Below are 21,919 nucleotides of genomic sequence, written 5' to 3'. Positions count from 1 at the left end.
ATACAACAGAACCTGAGGTATCAGGGACAGTATTTAGACAGAGAAACGGGCTTACATTACAATACTTTCAGGTACTATGACTCGGATATAGGCAGATTCACGCAGCCGGACCCGATTGGGTTGCTGGGTGGGTTTAATTTGTATCTGTATAAACCAAAAAGAGCTTCTTTTATTTCTGAAACGTCTATAAATGATGTTTTGAGAAATCTTAATAATCAAAAAATAAATCATAGAAATTTATAATATTGAATTAAAAAGTATATGCTAAGATTTACAAACTTTATATAAAACAATTTTTACCAAATCCCAAAAGGGAATTAATAGTGATTGAAATAAATACTTTTATAAAAATAGGTCATGATCAATTTATGAATTTTTCAGCATATCATTATGATATTAAAGATGTAAATAATATTGAGGGCAGCATACATCTGAATATAAACCGTGTTATTTTATTGAAATATAATATGTGTGATTATATTGATAAACTATGGGCTAATTTAGTTCAAGGATTGGAGCAGATAAAAAACAATAACGAATTTAAAACACATTTCGAGAGCCAACCAATTGAAATAAAACTAAAACCGATAGGAAATGATGTACTGGTTAGTGTTAATAGTAATTTGAAAGTTGAAGTTTTAATAAATAAAAAATATTTTATAAAAGCTATGTCTGAACATGCATTATATTTTTTTAATAAACTTTCTGGTTTCAATAAAATTCAAGAAAATCGGTATCAATCGGAAATTGAACAATTAGAACGAATTTGCCTGTAAATCAATTAATCGAAATAATTTATATAAAGATTAGAAAAATTAAACTTATTGTTGATATTAACACTTCACAAAAATATTTATGAAATTCAAATTCATAACTATTCTATTAACTGAAAATTCGACAATAAATTAATCTAACGCATCTCAGTTTCTTTTTATATTTTAATTATTTTTGATGAAGGATTTTCATCGAAATTCATTTACCAGCTCCCAAGCTAGCAGCAATATTATTCTTCGTATTTAAATAGTCATCAAATTTTCGGTTGTGACTGATACAAACTTTTCATTAACATCATTTCATCAGATTTAATAATCAACACATTATCGATTGCTCAGCAAAGCCACAAAAACTAAGTCAGAAAAATCTAGGTAGCTAAAACATGCCCATAACAGATAAAAACATTATTCAGAAATACTATCAGGCTTTACTTGCAAAAGATCCTGCATATGTTGGTATTTTCTTTGTAGGAGTGAAAACAACTTCAATATTTTGTATTTCTACTTGCAGAGCGAGAAAACCGAAATTTGAAAATACTGTATTTTATCAAAGCGTAAAAGAAGCCCTGAATGCGGGTTATAGGCCATGTAAAATCTGCCGACCTACCGAAAATGCAGATGAAGCGCCTGAGCAAATAATCAAAGCAATCAAAATGATTAGCCAAAATCCCAAGATAAAGATATCCGACTCGGTACTAAGAGAGCATCATATCAGTCCGGAAATCGTTCGGCGTTGGTTCAAAAAAAATTACGGCATTACCTATCAAACCTATCAACGTATGTACCGAATCAATCTGGCTTATCAAGAATTGAAAAGCGGCAAAAAAATAACGGATACAGCATTCAACCATGGTTATGAATCACTTAGTGGTTTTGGCTATACATATAAAAAATTTGTCAAAAATGCCCCCTCCAACCATGCTGAAAACAATATTATCCTGATTAATCGTTTATCCACACCTATAGGCCCAATGTTTATATGCGCCACGCAGCAAGGTATTTGTCTAGTGGAATTTGTAGACCGGCGAATGTTAAAGACGGAGTTTCAGCAATTACAAAAATTACTAAATGGAACAATCATATTTGGTGTAAATAATCATATTCAACAAGCCAGAGCAGAAATTGAGCAATACTTTCAAGGAAAAAGAAAAAATTTTACCGTCACCCTGCATACCCCGGGGACACCATTTCAGCAATCCGTTTGGGCATGTTTACAAACCATCCCCTATGGCGAACTATATACTTACAAACAGCAAGCCGAAAAACTAAACCATCCTAATGCAGTCAGAGCAGTAGCCAATGCAAATGGCTTGAATCGAATTGCCATCATCATTCCTTGCCACAGAGTAATTGGTTCTAACGGCCAGTTAACCGGATATAGCGGTGGATTAGAACGCAAACAATGGCTGATTAATCACGAAAAAAGCCATCGGCATTTATAACAACTAAAAACCTCATTTTATAAAACACGCTTCAATCGGACTAATCCTTTTAAGTTCTGGTAAAGACTAATTGAAGATTGTTACTAAAATTATAAGTATTATTGAAATTTTATTATCAAATATGTACCTAATCCGGTAATAAAAAATACTGAATCAAAACAAGTACCACAATATTTCAAATTAAGTATCCAAAGTTTATAGCTTAGGAAAATGGATAGAAGGCATGCTTATAAATATATCAACCATTAATGTATTGATTCATTCAATCAATCAGTAAACGAAATTTTAATTTACTATTCGAATAATTTTATATTTAAACATCATATTATTTGGATTTCGTAACAGATTTTAATTACTTTAGGTACACTATCCAATACTTGAAAAAATTCACACAGCCCAATCAGACTAAAATCAGCACGATCGTGATTTGTATTACAGCTAACCAATTGGCTTTATCCACTATACAGTTTCACACTTAATCACTCAAATTTGCGCATCAGCCTGTTTAAACCATAGTCAATACATGACTTCAATATTACAATCACACCATTCAGACATGCTTGATCATAACAAGCATAATCATTTTTTCTTTATAAAGTATTGCATGAATTCTTATTCTTTATTTGTAAGCTGCCCGCGCGGACTGGAAACCATATTAAATCAGGAACTGGTAAAGCTGGGCTGCGAACAGATTCACCCTCGCGATGGCGGTGTAGCCGTTAACGGCGATTTAGCCACAGTCTACCGCATCAATCTCTATAGTCGCGTAGCCAGCCGTGTACTCATGCGCCTCAGTAGCGGCCATTTTCGCAACGAAAACGATATTTACCAACAAGCAAAAAAAGTCGAATGGACCAAATGGTTTGACGTTAAAAAAACCTTCAAAATACATATCGAAGGCAAACAGGCGCAAATCAACAGCCTGAACTTTGCTGCCCTCAAAGTAAAAGACGCCCTTTGCGACGTTTTTCGCGAGCAAAACGGCAGTCGACCCAGCGTGGAAAAATTTCAGCCCGATATTCGCATTCATGTTTTTATCGAAAAAAACGAACTATCCATTTATCTGGATACTAGTGGTGAAGCCTTATTCAAACGAGGCTACCGCAGTGACACTGGCGAAGCACCATTACGCGAAAATCTGGCCGCTGGACTGCTGTTATTGGCAGGCTACAACGGCAGTCAGACTTTTATGGATCCATTCTGCGGCAGCGGCACCCTCGCCATAGAAGCAGCATTGATAGCCAGCAACAGCGCCCCCGGCCTAGAGCGTGCTTTCGGATTTGAACACCTACTCAATTACGATGCTACCTTATGGCAGCAGCTGCGCCGTAACGCATTGTCCGCAAAATGCCAGCCCCAAGCACCGATTTCTGGTGCAGATATTGATGGGAAACTGATTGTATTAGCTCAAAATAATGCTCGCTATGCCGATGTAGACCAGTATATCCAGTGGCAGACTGCCGATGCGCTGGATACCCGCCCCAATGGTACCAACGGTATTATGCTCAGCAATCCCCCCTACGGTGTGCGCTTGTCTGAAATCCAGTTACTACACGCTTTATACCCTCAAATGGGAAGCTGGTTGAAACAACATTTTGCCGGCTGGCTGATTGGTATGTTCAGTGCCGATCGAGATATGCCCAAACTAATGCGCCTGTCGCCCAAACGCAAGATTCCGCTTTTCAATGGCAATCTGGATTGCCGCCTATTCCTGCTGGACATGGTAGCCGGTTCTAATCGAAATAAAGAGCACAAAGCATGACAACCGAACAGAACGAAGTACAACGTCTGTCCAAACGCATGGCACAATTGGGCTTATGCTCACGCCGTGAAGCTGACAGCTATATCGAACAAGGCTGGGTAAAAGTCAATGGCGTTACAGCTGTACTAGGACAGAAAGTACTAGACTCAGACCGCATCGACCTCAACCGGCAGGCACACCGCCAACAAGCCGAACGTGTCACCATCCTCTTAAATAAGCCTGTTGGCTATGTTAGTGCGCAACCGGAAAAAGGCTATCGAGCAGCCGTCGAACTGATTACCGAAACCAATCATTGGCTGGAAGACAAAAACCCCATTCACTTTCAGGCTACCCATACACGCCATTTAGCACCGGCCGGCCGGCTGGACATCGACTCTGTTGGATTACTTGTCCTCACTCAGGATGGGCGAATTGCCAAACAGCTAATAGGTGAAAACAGTGGCATAGAAAAAGAATATTTAGTACGCGTCAGCGGGCGTTTAGATGATAAAGGCTTGGCACTACTGAACCACGGTCTTAGTTTGGATGGTGAAAAATTGCTGCCGGCCAAAGTAAACTGGCAGAATCAGGATCAATTGAAATTTATCTTGAAACAAGGTAAAAAACGCCAGATACGACGCATGTGTGAACTTGTCGGCCTGAAAGTGATTGGACTAAAACGCGTCCGCATGGGCAGAATCAAACTTGGTGCCCTTCCCCCCGGCCAATGGCGCTACCTGAGCCCACAGGAAAAATTCTGATACTAAAATTAATAGAGAAATCTAGTAATAAAATTTACTTCAGATTTCAACTAATATAATTTTGACATAAAAAAACAGTCTCTATATACTTTGCCCAAATTAATTTAACATAAATAACCATGAATAAATTTTATTTAACTGTATTAAGCGCATTTTTATTATCAGCCTGTGCCACCGAAAGCTCACAAGTTTTAAATGTACCTAAAGTAGAAACCTATCAGCAGGCATACAATGGTATAAAAGCTCCATTGGCAGTGGGTAAATTTGATAGCCGTGGCAATATGGGCGGGGGTATTTTCAGTAACAGTACAGACCAATTGACCAGTCAGGCTAAAACCATCTTAATGGCAGATTTGCAGCAAACCGGACGTTTTTCAGTTCTCGACCGTGGCAACATGGATGAAATCAAAAACGAAGCAAATTTCAAAGGAATGAATCAGAAAATTAAGGGTGCGCGCTACGTAGTAACTGGAGCCATAACTGAATTCGGTCGCAGAAATATTGGTGATCAGCAACTATTTGGCATACTAGGACAGGGTAAAACACAAGTAGCCTATGCCAAAGTTACACTGAGCATCGTAGACGTTCAGTCCTCCGAAATTGTCTTCTCAAGTCAAGGTGCTGGTGAATTCAAACTCTCTTCACGAGAAATACTTGGTACCGGTGGCCATGCAGGCTACGACGCCACATTAAATGGAAAAGTTTTGGATCTGGCTATCCGCGAAGCAGTTAATAATCTAGTACGCGGTATAGATAAAGGACAATGGAATCCTCAACCTTAAAAATAAATATTAGGTAAAACAAAAATGAAACATATCTTAACAACGGCCATAGCTGCCTTGTTATTGGCTGCGTGTGCTCAGAACAATCAGCCAGCTCACACTCTTTATTACTGGGGAGATTTCAACAAACAGCAATATCAGACCCTTAATAATGCCCTGACCCCTCAGGAACAAATAGCCAACATGGAAAAATATTTCCTTGATGCACAAAGCAATCAGGCTAAAGCTGCCCCCGGTACCCATGCACATTTGGGCATGCTTTATGCCAAAGTAGGTAATTTAGCCGGAGCCAAGACTCAGTTTGAAATGGAAAAACAAGCGTTTCCTGAATCAACCGCCTACATGAACTTTCTGCTCAAAAATGTAGCCGGAGTAAAATCATAATGCGATTAATCAAACTATTATTACCCTTGTCTGTAGCCACCATACTTTCAGCATGTGGCACCACTGCACAGAAACAGCCCTACGATTACAGCAAATTTCAGCGCACTAACCCCCGTTCTATACTGGTAGTACAGCCAACTAGCTCATCAGTAGAAGTAAAAGCACCCAATGCTGTCTTAGCTCAATCAACCAGGCCACTGGCAGAATCAGGCTACTATGTATTTCCAGTCGTTATAGTCAATGAGACTTTTAAAGAAAACGGGTTAAATGACGGTGCAGAAATACAGGCTGTTGATTTGAAGAAAATTCGTCAAGTCTATAATCCAGATGCCATTCTGTATATGGATATCGATGATTACGGTACCAAATATCAAGTGATCAACAGCACTACCACAGTAAGCGTTTCAGCTAAATTAGTAGATGCCAAAACTGGTGATATCATTTGGACAGGTGCAAAAAAAATTACCGTTAACTCCAATGATAACGGAAATCAGGGTTTTCTCAGCGCAGTCACATCTGCTCTAATATCCCAGATTAAAGACAAAGTAAAAGATTCTGCTTTTGACCTAGCCGGAAATGTTGAAGCAAACCTGCTTTCTGCCGGCAGGACAGATGGTATTCTTTATGGCCCCTATCACCCAGCCTATCAAAAACCGGTCACACAGCTACCTCCTGTGCAAAACCAATAAATCCCAAAGCCCTTTAATTCAAATTAAAGGGCTTTTTTAATGAAATGACAAAATATCAGAAATTTCAAAAACATAATAAAACCTAAATACAACAAATAAACAACAATAATATTGTTTATAAGCTGAAAATATCTAAAAACAATACCATAGCAAACCAGACTGACAACTTATACATGAAACAAAATCCCATTACATCGTCAGATTTTTCCATTGCCACACATTTCGTTTTCACCTAAATTGTCAGCAGACAAAAATGCGAAATACAGCGTAAATCAGTTAAAATAACCCGTTTACAGATTCATTAATTTAACGCCAGCAGAGCGGAACGGAACACGTTTAATGAGCACACAGACCAATCAGCGCATACGCGAAATTCCCTATAACTACACCTCCTTTTCAGACCGAGAAATAGTTATCCGGCTTCTAGGTAGCCAGTCGTGGGAATTATTGCAACAACTGCGCGAACAAAGACGCACAGGTCGTTCTGCACGCATGCTGTTTGAAATACTGGGTGATATCTGGGCAGTGATCCGCAACCCCTACCTTATCGATGACTTACTCGAACATCAGCACCGTCAACAGGCACTGGTCAAAGAAATGCATCACCGCCTAAACGAAATTCAAAAACGGCGCGATAACAACCAGCAGGTTGCCCAGCTCATAGAGAGCACCGAACAGGCCATCAACGATTTTGACAGCAGCTTCGGCAAAACCCGCAGCAAACGCGAGCAAGTATTCAACCGTCTGCGCAAAATCACTCATAAAGACAACATCATGTTTGATGGTCTGGCACGCGTGACCCACGTCACCGATGCCACCGACTGGCGCATCGAATACCCTTTCGTTGTCATCAACCCAGACCACGAAAAAGAAGTTGCCCCGCTGGTTCGCGCCCTGATAGAGCTTGAACTAACCATCATCCCGCGCGGCGGCGGTACCGGCTACACCGGCGGTGCCATCCCCATGGAGGCTATGAGCGCCGTTATCAACACAGAAAAACTCGACCAGTATAGCCCAGTAGCCTTACAAGAATTACCCGGACTCGAAGGCACCCACCCCGTTATCACCTGTGGTGCTGGCGTCGTTACCCGCCGCGTAGAAGAAGCCGCCACAGCAGCCGGCTGGGTATTTGCCGTCGACCCCACCTCAGCCGATGCCTGCTGTATCGGCGGCAACGTAGCCATGAACGCCGGCGGAAAAAAAGCCGTATTATGGGGTACCACCCTCGACAACCTCGCTTGGTGGAAAATGGTTAACCCCCAGGGCCAGTGGCTGAAAATCGAACGTGTGCGCCACAACTTCGGCAAAATCCACGACGAAACCACCGCCATCTTCGATATCCACACTCTCGATAACGATGGCTATTCCATCATCAAAACCGAGCGCCTCGAAGTGCCCGGCCAGCGATTCCGCAAAGTCGGACTCGGTAAAGATGTTACCGACAAATTTCTTGCAGGGGTACCCGGCGTACAAAAAGAAGGCACCGACGGCATCATCACCTCAGCCGCCTTCGTACTGCATCGCATGCCCAAATACACCCGCACCGTGTGCATGGAATTCTTTGGCACCGTAGCCAACGCCACCCCCTCCATCGTCGAAGTGCGCAACTACATGCTCAACCACAAAACCGTCAAACTGGCGGGGCTGGAGCATCTCGACTGGCGCTACGTCCGCGCCGTCGGCTACGCCACCAAGGCAGCCGGCAAAGGCCGCCCGAAAATGGTATTACTGGCCGACATCGTTTCCGACGATGAAAACGAAGTACAATCCGCCGCCGCCCACATCGTCCGGCTGGCCAATGCCCGCTGTGGCGAAGGCTTTATCGCCGTCACCCCCGAAGCACGTAAAACTTTCTGGCTCGACCGCTCCCGTACCGCTGCCATTGCCCGCCATACCAACGCCTTTAAAATCAACGAAGACGTCGTTATCCCATTAGAACAGCTCGGCAGCTACTCCGACGGCATCGAACGCATCAACATCGAACTGTCCATCCAGAACAAACTGGCCTTGTGCGCCGCCATCATCGACTACCTGCAAACCAAACTGCCCGTAGACAAACTCGACACCGACCTGTCCAGTGCCGAACTGCTCGGTTCACGCAAACAACATGCACTGGATTACGTCACCAGCATCCAGAGTCGCTGGACATGGCTGCTAAACCATCTCGATGCACCACTGACAGACTATCTGCAACAATTCCCACAGAAACTCGAAGACGACGAACCTGTCTCAGACCAAAGCTGCTTTATCGCCATGCGCGACTTTCACCTGCGTGTTTCCGTTAAACGCGACATCATGCAGCCTCTGGCAGAAATCTTCAGCGGCAAAACCGACACCCTCATCTTGGAAAAACTCGACGAAATCCACCGCCACATCATTCGCGGCCGCGTATTCGTTGCCCTGCACATGCATGCCGGAGACGGCAACGTCCACACCAACATACCAGTAAACTCCGACGACTACGACATGCTGCAAACCGCGCATCAGGCCGTAGACCGCATCATGACACTGGCACGCAGCCTCAACGGCGTGATTTCCGGCGAACACGGCATCGGCATCACCAAAATAGATTACCTCACCACAGCCGAAATGCAGCCTTACTGGGACTACAAAAAACAAGTAGATCCACATGGCCACTTTAACCGTGGCAAACTGATGCCCGGTGCCAACCTCGACAAAGCCTATACCCCATCGTTCGAACTGCTCGGCGTAGAATCCCTAATCATGGAGCAGTCTGAACTCGGCCAAATTGCCCATTCCATCAAAGACTGCCTGCGCTGCGGCAAATGTAAACCCGTGTGTAGCACCCACGTACCGCGCGCCAATCTGCTTTACTCCCCACGCAACAAAATCCTTGGCGTCGGACTCCTTACCGAGGCATTCCTGTACGAAGAACAGACCCGCCGCGGCGTTTCTCTAAAACACTTTGATGAACTCAACAGCGTAGCCGACCATTGCACCGTCTGCCACCGCTGCATCAAACCCTGCCCCGTAAAAATTGACTTTGGTGACGTAACCGTTGCCATGCGCAACTACCTGCGCAAAGCTGGCAAAAAGAAATTCAACCCCACCGTCTACATGGGCATGGCTTTTCTCAACGCCACCGACCCCAGAACCATCAAAGCCCTGCGCGCAGGCGTAATCAAAACCGGCTTCAGACTGCAAAACTGGGGCTACGAAATGGGCAAACACTTCAGCCTAGGCTGGCTCAAACGCCAGAAAACCGCCCCGCGTGCCACCACCGCCAAACCCGAAATCCGCGAACAAGTTGTCCATTTTATAAATCGGCCACTACCGCGTCACGTACCGATTAAAACCGCGCGTGCCCTGCTTAATATCGAAGACAGCACCACCGTACCGATTATCCGCAATCCGCAGGTAAGCGAAGAAACCGAAGCCGTCTTCTACTTCCCCGGCTGCGGCTCCGAACGCCTGTTCAGCCAGATAGGCTTAGCCACACAAGCCATGTTATGGCATGTAGGTGTGCAAACCGTACTGCCACCGGGTTACCTGTGTTGCGGCTATCCGCAGACCGCCGGCGGCAACAAAGACAAAGGTGACAAAATCACCATGGACAACCGCGTCCTCTTCCATCGCGTAGCCAACACCCTCAACTATCTCGATATCAAAACCGTAGTCGTAAGCTGCGGCACCTGCTACGACCAGCTTAGCGATTACCATTTCGACAAAATTTTCCCCGGCTGCCGCGTACTAGATATCCACGAATACTTGTTGGAAAAAGGGCTGAAACTCGATGGCATCAAAGGTCAGCAATACCTGTATCACGACCCTTGCCATACCCCCATCAAAACTACCCAGCCAATCAAAGTAGTTAACGAACTGATGGGACAAAACGTGCCCCTGTCCGACCGCTGCTGTGGTGAATCCGGCATGTTTGCCGTCAACCGCCCCGATATCGCCACACAAGTACGTTTCCGCAAACTGGAAGAAATCGAAAAAGGCAAAGCCAAATTGCCGCAAGGCGAACCAGTAAAAATACTCACCAGTTGCCCCGCCTGCCTGCAAGGGCTTAGCAGATATACCGACGATGCCAATATCAAAGCCGATTATGTCGTGATTGAAATGGCCAAACATATACTAGGCGAAAACTGGCAGGATGAATTTGTGCAAAAAGCCAGCAATGGGGGAATTGAACGAGTGTTGTTGTAAGTAATAAAGAACAAGGTTGCTGCCATATAATATGGAGCAACCTTATTTTTATAAAATATTAATCTTAACCATTGAAATAAATATGCATAAAAGATATTTATTTACAATATTCATCTTGTTCCGCAAATCGAACTTCTGGCAATGCATCGTTTTTAGCTTTATCCAAAATATTTTGTAAAGCTGGGATTGGTTCATTTCTTTGTTTCAGAATATCACGTGCTAATTTGACACATTCTGCTCGTATACTTGAAATTACGATCACATCTTCATTTTCTTCTTCATAATTCATATAGTCTGCTTTCTCAAATAACTCTGGTAAATTTTCAATTAAATTATTTATATCATTAGCAGTTAACCAATTATCATTAAGCATCTTATTAACCATTGCCAAAACAGCAACTAATCCCCGAAAATAACCTAATTCAATCATATATATTAATTTTTCAATTAATGGCCGGATAACACTTTTATCTGATTTAAGCCCACGTCCCCATTCATAAATTGCCTTAGCAGAATAACTAATTGTTTGAATATTCTCACTTCTTAGACCACTGCGAATTATTCTCTGAACTTCTCCGTTCCAAGCACCATTATGTAAAACAAAGGGTATTAATGCAACAACGGCCGCTTCAAATTTTACCTCTGAAAGATATTTACAAAGTGCATTAAACCGACTTTGATTTTTATCCTCATCCGGAAGCATAGGAACTATTGCTGTATAAAGTACCAAACCAATAAATTCAGCAATATTTTCTTCTGTGGAATAATCATCTAGATAGTAATCAAAGTCTTCAGACTCTGAAAAACGCCAACTAACTAGCTTATCGAAATAATCAACAGCTTGCTCTGGAGTAGGCAAAATATTATTCAATGGCTTTGAAGCTAAATTTTTTATAATTTCTAATTTTTGTTCATCAAACTCATTTTGTTCAATTGAAGAATAAATATTATCGGCTATTAATTTTTTAATGTTATTCAGATTATTATCTGGACATAAAGCCAGCAAAACGCTCACATATTTATATTCATTTCTATATGAACTAGGTAAATGTAGAAAATCGAAATTTTTTCCATATATAATTTTAACTAATTCTTCTCTTTCCTCTATAGTTATAAAATTATTTTCAATTAAGGGCAACAAACGGCATAAAATTTTTTGCCCAGTTCCAGAAGAAATTTGATTTATTGCAAGTGTATTAATCAGATTTTTTATCAAATAAGTAATCTTTATATTTCCATCGCGCGTACCCGGATAATATATAATTACATTAGGATAATCATTATCATCTACCAATGGAAAATTTAATATATCTACCAAAAACTCACTGTGCTTATTTTTAGGTATGGATTGCAGTGAATACAAAATTAAATGGCTTAAAGATTTAAAAATACTAGTGTTTTTAACTCCTTTAGAACCGATTTCCATTGCCAATTTGAATGTTTCTTTAGCATTATTAATCGAATTTCTAATTTGTAGTCTTGCTAAAAATTCTAAATAAATAGATAAACGAAGTTTAGTATACTTTTTGCTATGATTATTTGATGCTTTCTTCATCCAATATTTTACAGCTTTATCAAAATAATCAATTAACAAATTAACTTCTTGAGCATTCAATTGCGCAATCTTGTTACGACTGAAGATATATTCAATTTTATCAGATTGTGCATTATTAACCAAACGGGAAATAATACTAATTCGTTTTAGTTTATTTAATTCATCAATTTTTGATAATTTAAATGCTTCCTCACTTAGTAAATTGATACTTCGCCATCGATATGGTATCCCAATAGTAGTAGAAAGATTATCTAATCGAATTTCTGTTATAAGGGGAGTAATTTTTAAAGGACTCGGGAATGAAAATGTATTTGAATTATCTATATAATGTCCGGAATTAAACGCAGGAGTTGGTTTGTAACTACGTTCTTCTTCGTATTGTTCTTCTAAAAGTTTTTTAATTTCTTTTGCAAGCTCAAACAAAAAATCATACGGATTGCATTTTTTGATTGTAAGTGCTTGGTCAAACACTTCTAAACGTTTATTGTATGAAACCTTGTTTATTATTCTATCTAAGTATCTAGCCCAAGCAAATCTGGAAAGAAAGTATATAGAATTATGATTATTACGATAATCTATCGATAATTCATAAACAGCTTGCTCCACCAAATAAGCACTTGTTTCGTATTCAGCCAACTCGACTAGTAAATTAGCTTTTCTAAGCTTCCAAACTGGATCAGAATCAACAATTTCATCTAATTTTTCTTCAGCAGTTTGATAATCCAATTTATCAAGAGCAACTATTGATTGATGATAAGCCAATTCTCTTTTCAATTCTGGCCAATACAAAAAATTGCTGTATAGTATATTATTTATTTTATCTAAATATTTATGTAAAATTGAATTTTCATTTGCCCATCTGGAATATTTTAATAAAAATAATGCAATTTCTAATTGCTGCTTCATTGTTAATTTGCTGGGTAGCGTCGAATCATAGATTTCTAAAAATAATTTTATATAATCCTCATCTAGCGGTTTAGAACTTATTTGATGCAACCAAAAAATTTCATATAGTACTTTATCACACAACTCTTTAGAGATTTCACTTAATTTATATTTTAATTCAAAGTAAGAATCTAAATCTTCTAAATTTTTTAAAATCTTCATCTGAAGTTCATAAGGACATACCAACCAATTTGGATAAGAAAGTCTGTCTTTCTTCAAAATTGGAAGCATTAAATTTTGCAAACTTAATTCAATATCACAGTTGTCGTCACATGGAATATTTACATTTAGCTCTGTTGGTTTCCAATCATATTCATATTTTGGAACCAATTTATTCAATTGATTTAAAAATAATTCTGTTGCTGTTTTATGTTGCAAATTTCTATCATCATATTCCTTAACAATTTCAGATAAATCAATAGGAGCCACATTGAGGCTCTCTAAATATTTTCTTTTAGCTGCTGAAAGATTTAGTGCACCAACCAGATAAATACGACGAGCATTGGATTGGAGATTATCTCTTACCCAGCCAATCCATTGTAAAAAGTTGGGGTCATCACCGGAAAAGCCAATTAAACACAATTCATTTTCAACAAATACCTGTCGGACAAAATTAACAAAAATGCCATATTTTTGCGGATAGCAGCGATAATCTTCCTGTGTGAATATCAAATCACTGCTTACATTAATTGTGCCATGCAATTTAACAATACGGGGCGAATGACAGCTAGCCATATCTTCTTGTTTAATCACAATATTGTATATGGGTTCGTGTATAGTTTTAGACGCTCGTTCCAGCAATGTATCCCAATTAGTAGTTAGAACCTCAGACCATGGTAATTTTAATAATCGTTTATAAAGTTCAGTATGTTCCCATATTTCATCTTTAACTTCACTTTTAAGTAAATCATATAGTCTCGCCTTCCCAAAATAATCTTGATACATTTGCGCCAGTCGTAATGCGTCGGTATGCTCACTTTCACCCAATTCATCAGCCAATTTTTGGGCTAAATCTCTCCAAATAGGTAGTTTTTTATCAGTATCGTAAGTGGTAGCTGCGCAACGACTAAAACCTGCGCCAACCATAATCGCCACTCCGTGTCCAAATTTATCACGCTGCCAGAGAGCCTGCGCCAATTTTTCGATTAAAGGATAATCGGCTAACCTTGTAATATCATCTTTATTCATATTTCTATACCCCCAGTAAACCAATTTTTATGGTTCTTGCTAAAAATCAGCTTTTCTTTTTGCCGTAGATAATATTTAAGCTAGGCAAATGAATACTGTAATGCAGCAAAAAAACGCTTACAGCCGTGAAAGCGATAAGCGTGTTAATTGTTACTATAACTGTATCAGCAATAAGAACTAGTAATCATTTTGCAGCTGCTTTCAATGCTATTAATACTGTTTTTCAGGCTAGAAAGCAAGATGTTAAGTATACCTGCAAATTGCAGCATATTTTGATTGTCTACCAGCAGGCTCTGGCTGTTGATTTGCTGGCGTTCGAGCTGAAGCTGGCCGAGGGTGCTGATAAGAAAATCGATGTTGCGGCTGGTGCTCTGGCAGTATTCGATGATGGTACTTAGCTCATGCTGTTTGAGCATAAGAGCTTTTTCTGCGGGGGTTTGGGTTTTGTCTTGAATAATGGCCAGCTCACTGGCCTGCTCAAGCAGTAAGGCGGGGCTGTTGCTCAGGCTTGCGTCGATATATTGTTGCTGTGTCATTGTACACCTCCGCCAAGATTGCTGGTTTGATAATGGTGTTCGCTTGATTGACGGCTTGCTACTGTTCCTTTTAAAGCACAATAGTCTTTCAATTTACCCGCATACCGTGCAACTGGTTATGATAAAAGAAGGGAAGACAGATGCAGATATTCACTGCATGGGATAAGCTGCTGAATTGCTTTCATGTTGGTAGCCTTTCATAATAACTCTGAGAAAGCCTACTTCCATACTGGCAAGCATAAGACAAATTGACTGACAAACAGTATGAACCGTAGGCAGAAAACCTTTTGCCATGGTTCACTGTTTAAAGCACACCACTGGCACGGAATTCAGACAATCAAATCGCACAATAAATTATTGGCGGTGTTGTCTGTCATACTAATCAGCCTGTCAAAGCTGGCTGCGCTATTGAACGCAGCAAACTTATCTAGCTGGTTAATTATTGATATGTTAATAAGCTGTTCACGCTATGGTCTAGGATTCTGCTGATATTTTTAGTTATACATCCAATTTTCCCAGTCAGCACCACACTCTGCTTTGCCCTCGCCTCGGACAGGCTGAAAAAGCCTGTTGTCTTTGCCCATAATTGCAAGATGATCCTACGCATCTATGGCCACGCTTTCACAGCTCTCTACAACTTTGTAATTCCGCTTTCAATTGGGTTTCCCTAAGATTCCCTTTTCCTTTTACTCTGTTTGATTTCTGTTCTGAACCATTAGTCACTATTTGCTATAACTACAATATTGCTTAGCTGAGCCATTAATTATTTTTCCCGTCCCTTATTTATGTATAAGGCTTTGAGTTAAACAATGCTTATTCAGGAAAGACATTTTTAGGATAAAAAACAACTTACTTTTCCCTGAATACAATTAAATATCATTCCGAGCTTTTTCATCAAGTAATAATTGTAGTGAATTATCCTTATTTCTTATGATACGCATATATCTTATCCAATCTTTCTGTGTATATTTCTGCGATTTATTATTTCCCATTTCTTCAGAGGTGAAGCCAATTGAATACGGAATATTAGTTTGAAAATGGAAATTAAAATTCAAGCATTGCTGATTTTTGACATAATATGGTTTTGCAGAATCTGAATAATCTTGGCTCCAGAGTTCTCCCACTCAGGCTTGATGGACATCTGAATTTAAAATATGAAATTCTTTTATTTGCCTGAAAAAATCTTCATTCGCCGGAATACTTATGCACGGCTGCCCATCTTTTTTTAATAATATATCTGGGGTATAAAATACATTGCTGTGCAGTATGCAACCTGTTAGCAAGGCTGCTGGAAGAAATACTGGCAAAATGCGCAAAAGATTTCTATTCATTTTCCTTGTATCCTTATGAATATCATACAGATAATGTGCCGTATTACTTCATACATAATCAATAATAATCACGTGCCTTTTCGTCTAATAATAATTGCAACGTTCCATCTGATTTTTTTATGATTCGCATATACCTCATCCACACTTTCTTTGTAGATTTTCGATTTTCTTCATCCCCTTTTTCTGTTGAGAAAAAACCAATATCATATAAAATATTAGTCTGGAATTTATAATTAAAATATAAGCATTGTTGGTTTTTTACATAATAATGATCTTTAGAATCTAAATAATGTCTGCTCCAGAGTTCACCTACTCCAGTTTGATAAATATCCAAACCTAAAATATTAAATTCTTTTTGACGACGAAAAAAATCTTCATCCGCCGGAATACTGATGCACGGCTGGCCATCTTTTTTTAAAACAATATCTGGGGTATATCCACTTATGCAACCATTCATTAATATTACTAGGAGGATTAACGATGAACCGCGGAATAAATTCTTGTTCATTCTCCTTATGTCCTTATGAAAATCATACAAGTAATGTGCTACATTGCTTCAACCATAATCAAGAATAATCACGTGCCTTACCATCTAATAATAATTGGAACGTTCCATCCGGTTTTTTTATAATGCGCATAAATCTCCTCCATGTTTTTTGGGTTGATTTCTGATTTTCGTTATTTCCTTTTTCAGTTGAAATGAAACTAATAGTATAAAAAATATTATTTTGGAAATGATAATTAAAATAAAGACATTCTTGATTTTTTACATAATAAGGCTCTGAAGGATAGAAATAATTTTTTTTCCACAATTGACCAATCCCTGTCTGGAAAACCTCTGTAGTCAAAATACTATATTCTTTTTTGCTGTAGAAAAAATTTTCATTTTCAGGGATACTAATACATAATTGTCCATTTTTTTTTAATACAATATCTGGGGTATTAAATTCATTGTTGTGCAATATGCAACCTGTTATCAAAGCTATGGTAAGGACTATTGGCAAAATGCGAAAAAGATTTTTATTCATTATTTTTGAGTCCTTATAAATACTGTACAGAAAAGATGTTATATTGCTTCATACACAATCAAGAATAATCACGTGCTTCACCGTCTAATAATAATTGCAGCGTTCCATCAGGTTTTTTTATGATTCTCATATATCTCACCCAATCTTTCTGTGTAGACCTATGAATTTCATCATCTTCTTTTTCTATTGAGATAAATTCAACTGTATAAAAAATATTTTCATGAAAATGATAATTAAAATCTAAGCATTGTTGATTTTTGACATAATATTGCGTTCCAGAATCATAATAATTTTTTTTCCATAAGTATCCAACCCCTGTTTGAAATACATATAAGCTTAAAATATTAAATTCTTTTTTTCGTCGGAAAAAATCTTCATTTGCGGGTATACTGATACATGGTTGTTCATCCTTTTTTAATGCAATTTCAGGCGTATAAAATACATTGTTGTGCAAGATGCAACCTGTTATCAAAGTTATTGTAAGGACTAATGGCAAAATACGAAAAAGATTTTTATTCATTATCCTTGAGTCCTTATAAATACTAAACAGAAAAGCTGTTATATTGCTTCATCCACAATCAAGAATAGTCACGTGCCTCATCGTCTAATAATAATTGCAACGTTCCATCCGGTTTTTCTATGATGCGCATATACCTTGTCCAGTTTTTATTTGTTGATTTTTGCGATTCATCATTTCCTTTTTCTGTTGAAAAGAAACCAATAGAGTAAGAAATATTAGTCTGAAAACGATAATTAAAATATAAACATTGTTGATTTTTGACGTAATAAGGCTTTTCAGATTCCAAGTAATCTTTGTTCCAGAGTTCTCCAACTCCTGCTTGAAATACATATAAATACGTAATATTAAACTCTTTTTTGCGGTGGAAAAAATCTTCATCTATAGGGATACTAATACAGGGTTGACCATCTTTCTTTAATACAATATCTGGGATATAGGGCCTTATGCAACTAGTTATCAATAATACTGGAATAAAGATTAACCTCCAGCATAAATATTTTGATATCGACCGCTTCATTTCTTCTTCCTTGTTATCTATCGAACAAAAACAGAATTTCGAAGACCCTAGTTAATGATTATGTTAAGCATAATTGATTGAAATATACAATTAAAAATATAAAAACTGCAAAGACAAATTATTTTAATCTCACGGTGAAATTTATTTTTAATTGTCACTTATTATTTTCATTTTTCGATTTCAAGCTTTATTTATCGTATATTATATGCTATATAATTAACAAAAATAAGTTTTATCTAAATAATGCCTTTTTGTCTCTGGGATTTTTTAAGAATAAGTGTAAAGTATTTTCATACATTTTGAGCCAGTATTGCTGTACAAGCTGTTTATTTTTAGCATTGCTTTCTTTGGGTCTTTGCTTTGTTTTTATTTGCCACAAATTATAATTAAAATATTTTAAAATATAATAGTCAGCAATAATGGATGCTTGTTGCTCCATTCCGTAATCTGATAATAGTTTGTTTTCTTCCAGCGCATATTCGTAATCTGCCATTAAACTAAATGCTCCGCGCATCACTACATTCATGCCCATTTGAAACTGCCATACATGCACCATTTCATGCATAAAAAAATACTTATTATCAAACTCTTCCATTGAATAATCTCGAGAATAATATTTTTGCGGCCAGTATATTTCACCAAAGGGTGTGATGGCATATTTACCCTGATACGGCAACAGAGTACCCTTCCGAACTCGTACTTGTGATAATACTATGGCGCTTTTAAAAACAGAGGTTACCATACTCATTTCGCCTGGAGTTAATAGACGAGATTGGGACTTAATATGATTACTGGCTGTTTCGTAAAGAAGATCTAATATTAATCCAGAAGCACCGCAACAACTTTGTATCAGTAAGTTTGCCATCTGATTACCCCTCTATGGTTATGTAACATTCTAAATTTGAAAATCAGTATTTTTCTGATTTATTTTTCATCCTATTCTAATTCAATCCAGGATATTTTTGGCTTGGATTTATCTAGATGAAATTAAATTTAGTGATAAATATCAAAATGAAATTAATTCTAAAATGATATGCTTATTTGGTATAAAAAAGCTATATTATTGTGTGATTGGAAGAATATTGAGTACTTTTGCTGATTCACTGTTCAATCATCCCAGTATTAATTTGGTAGAAACAAGGGATTATTTCTGCTAAAAAACATTTCGACAAAATGTTATTTTATGAATAGCAGCGCTACTGGAAAATTGTGCTAATTATTTATATTTTAAAAAAGATTTTTGCAATAAACTTAGAAAATATAAAAAAATTAAGCTTAAAACAAAATTGCATATGTAAAATATACAGATAGAGTTAAGCTAGAAAATAACTTTACTCAATAAATAAAATATTTATTCCAGCCCGCTTTTTTTCAAGCGTAAAGCATTCAGCAATACCGAAATGGAACTCATGGCCATGGCCGCACCTGCAATCACGGGGCTAAGCAAGCCGATGGCGGCTAGCGGAATGCCAAGTATATTGTAGAAAAAGGCAAAAAACAGATTCTGTTTGACGACGCGCACGGTAGCATGAGCTAAAGCCAGCGCATCGGCTACCTGTGTAACAGAGTGGCGCATTAGCGTAGCTGAAGCAGTATTGGTGGCGACATCAGTACCGCCATACATGGCAAAGCTTACATCGGCGGCGGCTAATGCAGGCGCATCGTTTATACCATCGCCTACCATGGCTACTACTTTACCCTGTTGCATAAGTTGGCGAACTGCTTCGGCTTTCGCGCGGGGATTCATTTCTGCATGATAATGATTAATTCCCAGCTGCTTAGCAATGTATTCTACGACGCTGTGCTGGTCGCCGCTCATAATATAAATGTCAATATGTTGTTGCTTTAGGCGCTGAATAGCTTGAACGGTATCTTGTTTAAGTGCATCGGCTATAGCAAAAACACCCTCTACTTTATCATTGATAGCTACGACTACAATGCTGGCTATCCGCCAGATTTCTTGTTGTTTTAATTCTTCTGGGATGTTAAAGCTGCAATAAGCGGGATTGCCCACTTTGATTGTGCCATATCCCTCTATCTGTGCTTGTGTACCCTGCCCGATATCGCTATGGCTGTTGAAAGCCTTTAAAATGGGCAATTGCTGCTTTTGTGCTGCTTGAATAATAGCCAGTGCCAGCGGATGGGTGGTGAGCTCTTCTACGGCTGCAGCCAGTTGCAGTATTTTTTGTTGGCTGTATTTACTTTTTGGCGCCTGCCATTGCGCAACTATTTGCGGTTGGCCGCTGGTTAAGGTACCGGTTTTATCCAGTACAACGGTGTCTACCTGACTGGTACGTTCGAGTGCGGCGGCATCTTTAAACCACACGCCATAGCGGGCAGAACGCCCCATGCCCACCATCATAGCAGCTGGTGTAGCCAGCCCCAGCGCACATGGGCAAGCAATAACCAATACTGCCACACCGCGGGTAACAGCTTCGTTGGTACCATTTCCCAACCACCAATTTAATAGAAAGGTTAATACAGCTATGGCAACTACAGTAGGAACAAATACCATGGATACTTTGTCTGCCAGCCGTGCAATTGGTGCTTTGCTTCCTTGAGCTTGTGACAGCGCCTGCATCATGTCGCCCAGCAGGGTCTGGCTGCCTAGGGTCTGTGCCTGATAGGTGATGCTGCCATTGCTGATAAGGGCACCAGCAAGGACTTTGTCTCCGGTTTGTTTTAATAAGGGTTTGGATTCGCCGGTAAGATAGCTTTCGTCACACCACGCTTCACCACTGTGCACGAGGCCATCGGCGGCAATGCGATTACCGGCATTGGTTTGTAGAATGTCTCCCGTTTTTATCTGGCTTAAGGGGACTTCTTGCCAGCCGAGTTCTGTCTGCTTGCGTACCATTTTCGGCGTAAGCTGCAATAACAAGCTCATGCTGTTGAGACTTTGTTTTTTGGTACGTTGTTCAAGATATTTTCCCAGTGAGACAAAGGCTATCACCATTACACTGGCTTCAAAATAGATATATTGGTGGGCATGGTTCTGATGGTTAAAGAGCATAATGCTGGAGTACAACCAGATGGCTAGGGTACCTAAGGACACCAGTACATCCATATTGGCCACGCCACCTTGCAAGGATTTGATGGCACTGGTGTAAAATGGCCAAGCAAAGCCAAGCTGGATAATGGTGGCAAGGATAAACTGCCACATCGGCGGCAGCATCCAATGCTGACCTATTAACATGCCAAGCATGCCGATGATAAAGGGGATGGCAATGAGCCAGATTATGCCCAGCCGCCACGATATACCGGTATGTTTACCAGAATTAGCCTCGGCCAGTGCATTGAGACTGCTTTCATTGGCTGGGGTTGCTTTGAAACCGGTTTTGGCCACTATTTGAACAATATCTTCTGTACTCAGTAGCCTGCTGTCAAAGCGGGTTTGTAATTCATCACTGGCAAAATTAACATCAGCAGTCTGTATACCCTGCTGCCGACGCAGTACTTTTTCTATGCGGTTGGCACAAGCCTGGCAATCCATACCCTCAATGGCAAAACGCGCTGAGGTTGTTTGAGAACTTTTTGTATGCAAGTTTTCTTCCATG

18 protein-coding genes are annotated in these 21,919 nt (G+C 39.4%); 9 read left to right on the top strand and 9 right to left on the bottom strand.

What is annotated here, in order from left to right; all coding sequences use genetic code 11:
• From J3U67_RS09225 to J3U67_RS06570, 9 genes are all read left to right on the top strand, one after another.
• A complete protein-coding gene (locus J3U67_RS09225) occupies positions 1–243 on the top strand; it encodes an RHS repeat-associated core domain-containing protein (RefSeq protein WP_416384677.1) in 243 nt (80 codons plus the stop codon).
• An 80-nt stretch (positions 244–323) separates the two neighbouring features.
• A complete protein-coding gene (locus tag J3U67_RS06605) occupies positions 324–776 on the top strand; it encodes a hypothetical protein (RefSeq protein WP_267404384.1) in 453 nt (150 codons plus the stop codon).
• 380 nt (positions 777–1,156) lie between these two features.
• The gene (locus J3U67_RS06600; RefSeq protein ID WP_267404382.1) at positions 1,157–2,215 is read left to right on the top strand and encodes a bifunctional transcriptional activator/DNA repair enzyme AdaA; all 1,059 of its coding nucleotides are present in this window, start codon (positions 1,157–1,159) and stop codon (positions 2,213–2,215) included.
• 604 nt (positions 2,216–2,819) lie between these two features.
• Positions 2,820–3,977, top strand: a complete 1,158-nt coding sequence (locus tag J3U67_RS06595; RefSeq protein ID WP_267404380.1) for a THUMP domain-containing class I SAM-dependent RNA methyltransferase — start codon at positions 2,820–2,822, stop codon at positions 3,975–3,977.
• Positions 3,974–4,717, top strand: coding sequence for a pseudouridine synthase (locus J3U67_RS06590; protein WP_267404378.1), 744 nt, complete (start codon positions 3,974–3,976; stop codon positions 4,715–4,717). The genes J3U67_RS06595 and J3U67_RS06590 overlap by 4 nt, the downstream gene beginning before the upstream one ends.
• A gap of 119 nt (positions 4,718–4,836) precedes the next feature.
• Positions 4,837–5,499: a CsgG/HfaB family protein gene (locus J3U67_RS06585; RefSeq protein WP_100151643.1), complete on the top strand. Its 663-nt coding sequence runs from the start codon at positions 4,837–4,839 to the stop codon at positions 5,497–5,499.
• 24 nt (positions 5,500–5,523) lie between these two features.
• On the top strand, positions 5,524–5,883 hold the full coding sequence (locus J3U67_RS06580) for a DUF4810 domain-containing protein (RefSeq protein WP_267404371.1): 360 nt from the start codon (positions 5,524–5,526) through the stop codon (positions 5,881–5,883).
• Complete coding sequence (locus tag J3U67_RS06575; protein WP_267404369.1) at positions 5,883–6,572, top strand: DUF799 domain-containing protein; 690 nt, start codon at positions 5,883–5,885, stop codon at positions 6,570–6,572. Before J3U67_RS06580 ends, J3U67_RS06575 begins: the two co-directional genes overlap by 1 nt.
• Positions 6,573–6,911: 339 nt before the next feature.
• Positions 6,912–10,742 carry a DUF3683 domain-containing protein gene (locus J3U67_RS06570; protein WP_267404367.1) on the top strand — a complete coding sequence of 1,277 codons (3,831 nt, stop codon included), beginning with the start codon at positions 6,912–6,914 and terminating at the stop codon, positions 10,740–10,742.
• 97 nt (positions 10,743–10,839) lie between these two features.
• Here J3U67_RS06570 and J3U67_RS06565 read toward each other — a convergent pair whose 3' ends face one another.
• The 9 genes from J3U67_RS06565 to J3U67_RS06525 form a co-directional block, all read right to left on the bottom strand.
• Entirely contained in the window at positions 10,840–14,430 is a 3,591-nt protein-coding gene (locus tag J3U67_RS06565; RefSeq protein WP_267404365.1) for an SIR2 family protein, read from the bottom strand.
• 164 nt (positions 14,431–14,594) lie between these two features.
• Positions 14,595–14,966 (bottom strand): hypothetical protein, encoded by a 372-nt coding sequence (locus J3U67_RS06560; protein WP_267404363.1) that lies wholly within the window; start codon positions 14,964–14,966, stop codon positions 14,595–14,597.
• A 1,124-nt stretch (positions 14,967–16,090) separates the two neighbouring features.
• Complete coding sequence (locus tag J3U67_RS06555; protein WP_267404361.1) at positions 16,091–16,297, bottom strand: hypothetical protein; 207 nt, start codon at positions 16,295–16,297, stop codon at positions 16,091–16,093.
• Between the two features lie 58 nt (positions 16,298–16,355).
• On the bottom strand, positions 16,356–16,805 hold the full coding sequence (locus J3U67_RS06550; RefSeq protein ID WP_267404359.1) for a putative T6SS immunity periplasmic lipoprotein: 450 nt from the start codon (positions 16,803–16,805) through the stop codon (positions 16,356–16,358).
• A gap of 58 nt (positions 16,806–16,863) precedes the next feature.
• Complete coding sequence (locus tag J3U67_RS06545; RefSeq protein WP_267404357.1) at positions 16,864–17,325, bottom strand: putative T6SS immunity periplasmic lipoprotein; 462 nt, start codon at positions 17,323–17,325, stop codon at positions 16,864–16,866.
• A gap of 58 nt (positions 17,326–17,383) precedes the next feature.
• On the bottom strand, positions 17,384–17,845 hold the full coding sequence (locus J3U67_RS06540; protein ID WP_267404355.1) for a putative T6SS immunity periplasmic lipoprotein: 462 nt from the start codon (positions 17,843–17,845) through the stop codon (positions 17,384–17,386).
• A 58-nt stretch (positions 17,846–17,903) separates the two neighbouring features.
• A complete protein-coding gene (locus tag J3U67_RS06535) occupies positions 17,904–18,362 on the bottom strand; it encodes a putative T6SS immunity periplasmic lipoprotein (RefSeq protein ID WP_267404353.1) in 459 nt (152 codons plus the stop codon).
• 232 nt (positions 18,363–18,594) lie between these two features.
• Positions 18,595–19,227 carry a hypothetical protein gene (locus J3U67_RS06530; RefSeq protein WP_267404351.1) on the bottom strand — a complete coding sequence of 211 codons (633 nt, stop codon included), beginning with the start codon at positions 19,225–19,227 and terminating at the stop codon, positions 18,595–18,597.
• Positions 19,228–19,713: 486 nt separating this feature from the next.
• Positions 19,714–21,918 (bottom strand): heavy metal translocating P-type ATPase, encoded by a 2,205-nt coding sequence (locus J3U67_RS06525; protein WP_267404349.1) that lies wholly within the window; start codon positions 21,916–21,918, stop codon positions 19,714–19,716.
• Between the last annotated feature and the right edge of the window lies 1 nt (position 21,919).

It is taken from the genome of Snodgrassella sp. B3837, from assembly GCF_026535955.1.
Taxonomy (GTDB): domain Bacteria; phylum Pseudomonadota; class Gammaproteobacteria; order Burkholderiales; family Neisseriaceae; genus Snodgrassella; species Snodgrassella alvi_E.
This window is presented reverse-complemented; position numbering and strand designations above follow the sequence as displayed.

Coding starts and splice junctions, on each gene's coding strand:
- J3U67_RS06545 (WP_267404357.1), bottom strand. CDS start 17,325: ATGAATAAAAATCTTTTTCGCATTTTGCCAATAGTCCTTACCATAGCT.
- J3U67_RS06550 (WP_267404359.1), bottom strand. CDS start 16,805: ATGAACAAGAATTTATTCCGCGGTTCATCGTTAATCCTCCTAGTAATA.
- J3U67_RS06575 (WP_267404369.1), top strand. CDS start 5,883: ATGCGATTAATCAAACTATTATTACCCTTGTCTGTAGCCACCATACTT.
- J3U67_RS06600 (WP_267404382.1), top strand. CDS start 1,157: ATGCCCATAACAGATAAAAACATTATTCAGAAATACTATCAGGCTTTA.
- J3U67_RS06565 (WP_267404365.1), bottom strand. CDS start 14,430: ATGAATAAAGATGATATTACAAGGTTAGCCGATTATCCTTTAATCGAA.
- J3U67_RS06570 (WP_267404367.1), top strand. CDS start 6,912: ATGAGCACACAGACCAATCAGCGCATACGCGAAATTCCCTATAACTAC.
- J3U67_RS06595 (WP_267404380.1), top strand. CDS start 2,820: ATGAATTCTTATTCTTTATTTGTAAGCTGCCCGCGCGGACTGGAAACC.
- J3U67_RS06560 (WP_267404363.1), bottom strand. CDS start 14,966: ATGACACAGCAACAATATATCGACGCAAGCCTGAGCAACAGCCCCGCC.
- J3U67_RS06540 (WP_267404355.1), bottom strand. CDS start 17,845: ATGAATAAAAATCTTTTTCGTATTTTGCCATTAGTCCTTACAATAACT.
- J3U67_RS06585 (WP_100151643.1), top strand. CDS start 4,837: ATGAATAAATTTTATTTAACTGTATTAAGCGCATTTTTATTATCAGCC.
- J3U67_RS06590 (WP_267404378.1), top strand. CDS start 3,974: ATGACAACCGAACAGAACGAAGTACAACGTCTGTCCAAACGCATGGCA.
- J3U67_RS06555 (WP_267404361.1), bottom strand. CDS start 16,297: ATGAATAGAAATCTTTTGCGCATTTTGCCAGTATTTCTTCCAGCAGCC.
- J3U67_RS06535 (WP_267404353.1), bottom strand. CDS start 18,362: ATGAAGCGGTCGATATCAAAATATTTATGCTGGAGGTTAATCTTTATT.
- J3U67_RS06525 (WP_267404349.1), bottom strand. CDS start 21,918: ATGGAAGAAAACTTGCATACAAAAAGTTCTCAAACAACCTCAGCGCGT.
- J3U67_RS06580 (WP_267404371.1), top strand. CDS start 5,524: ATGAAACATATCTTAACAACGGCCATAGCTGCCTTGTTATTGGCTGCG.
- J3U67_RS06530 (WP_267404351.1), bottom strand. CDS start 19,227: ATGGCAAACTTACTGATACAAAGTTGTTGCGGTGCTTCTGGATTAATA.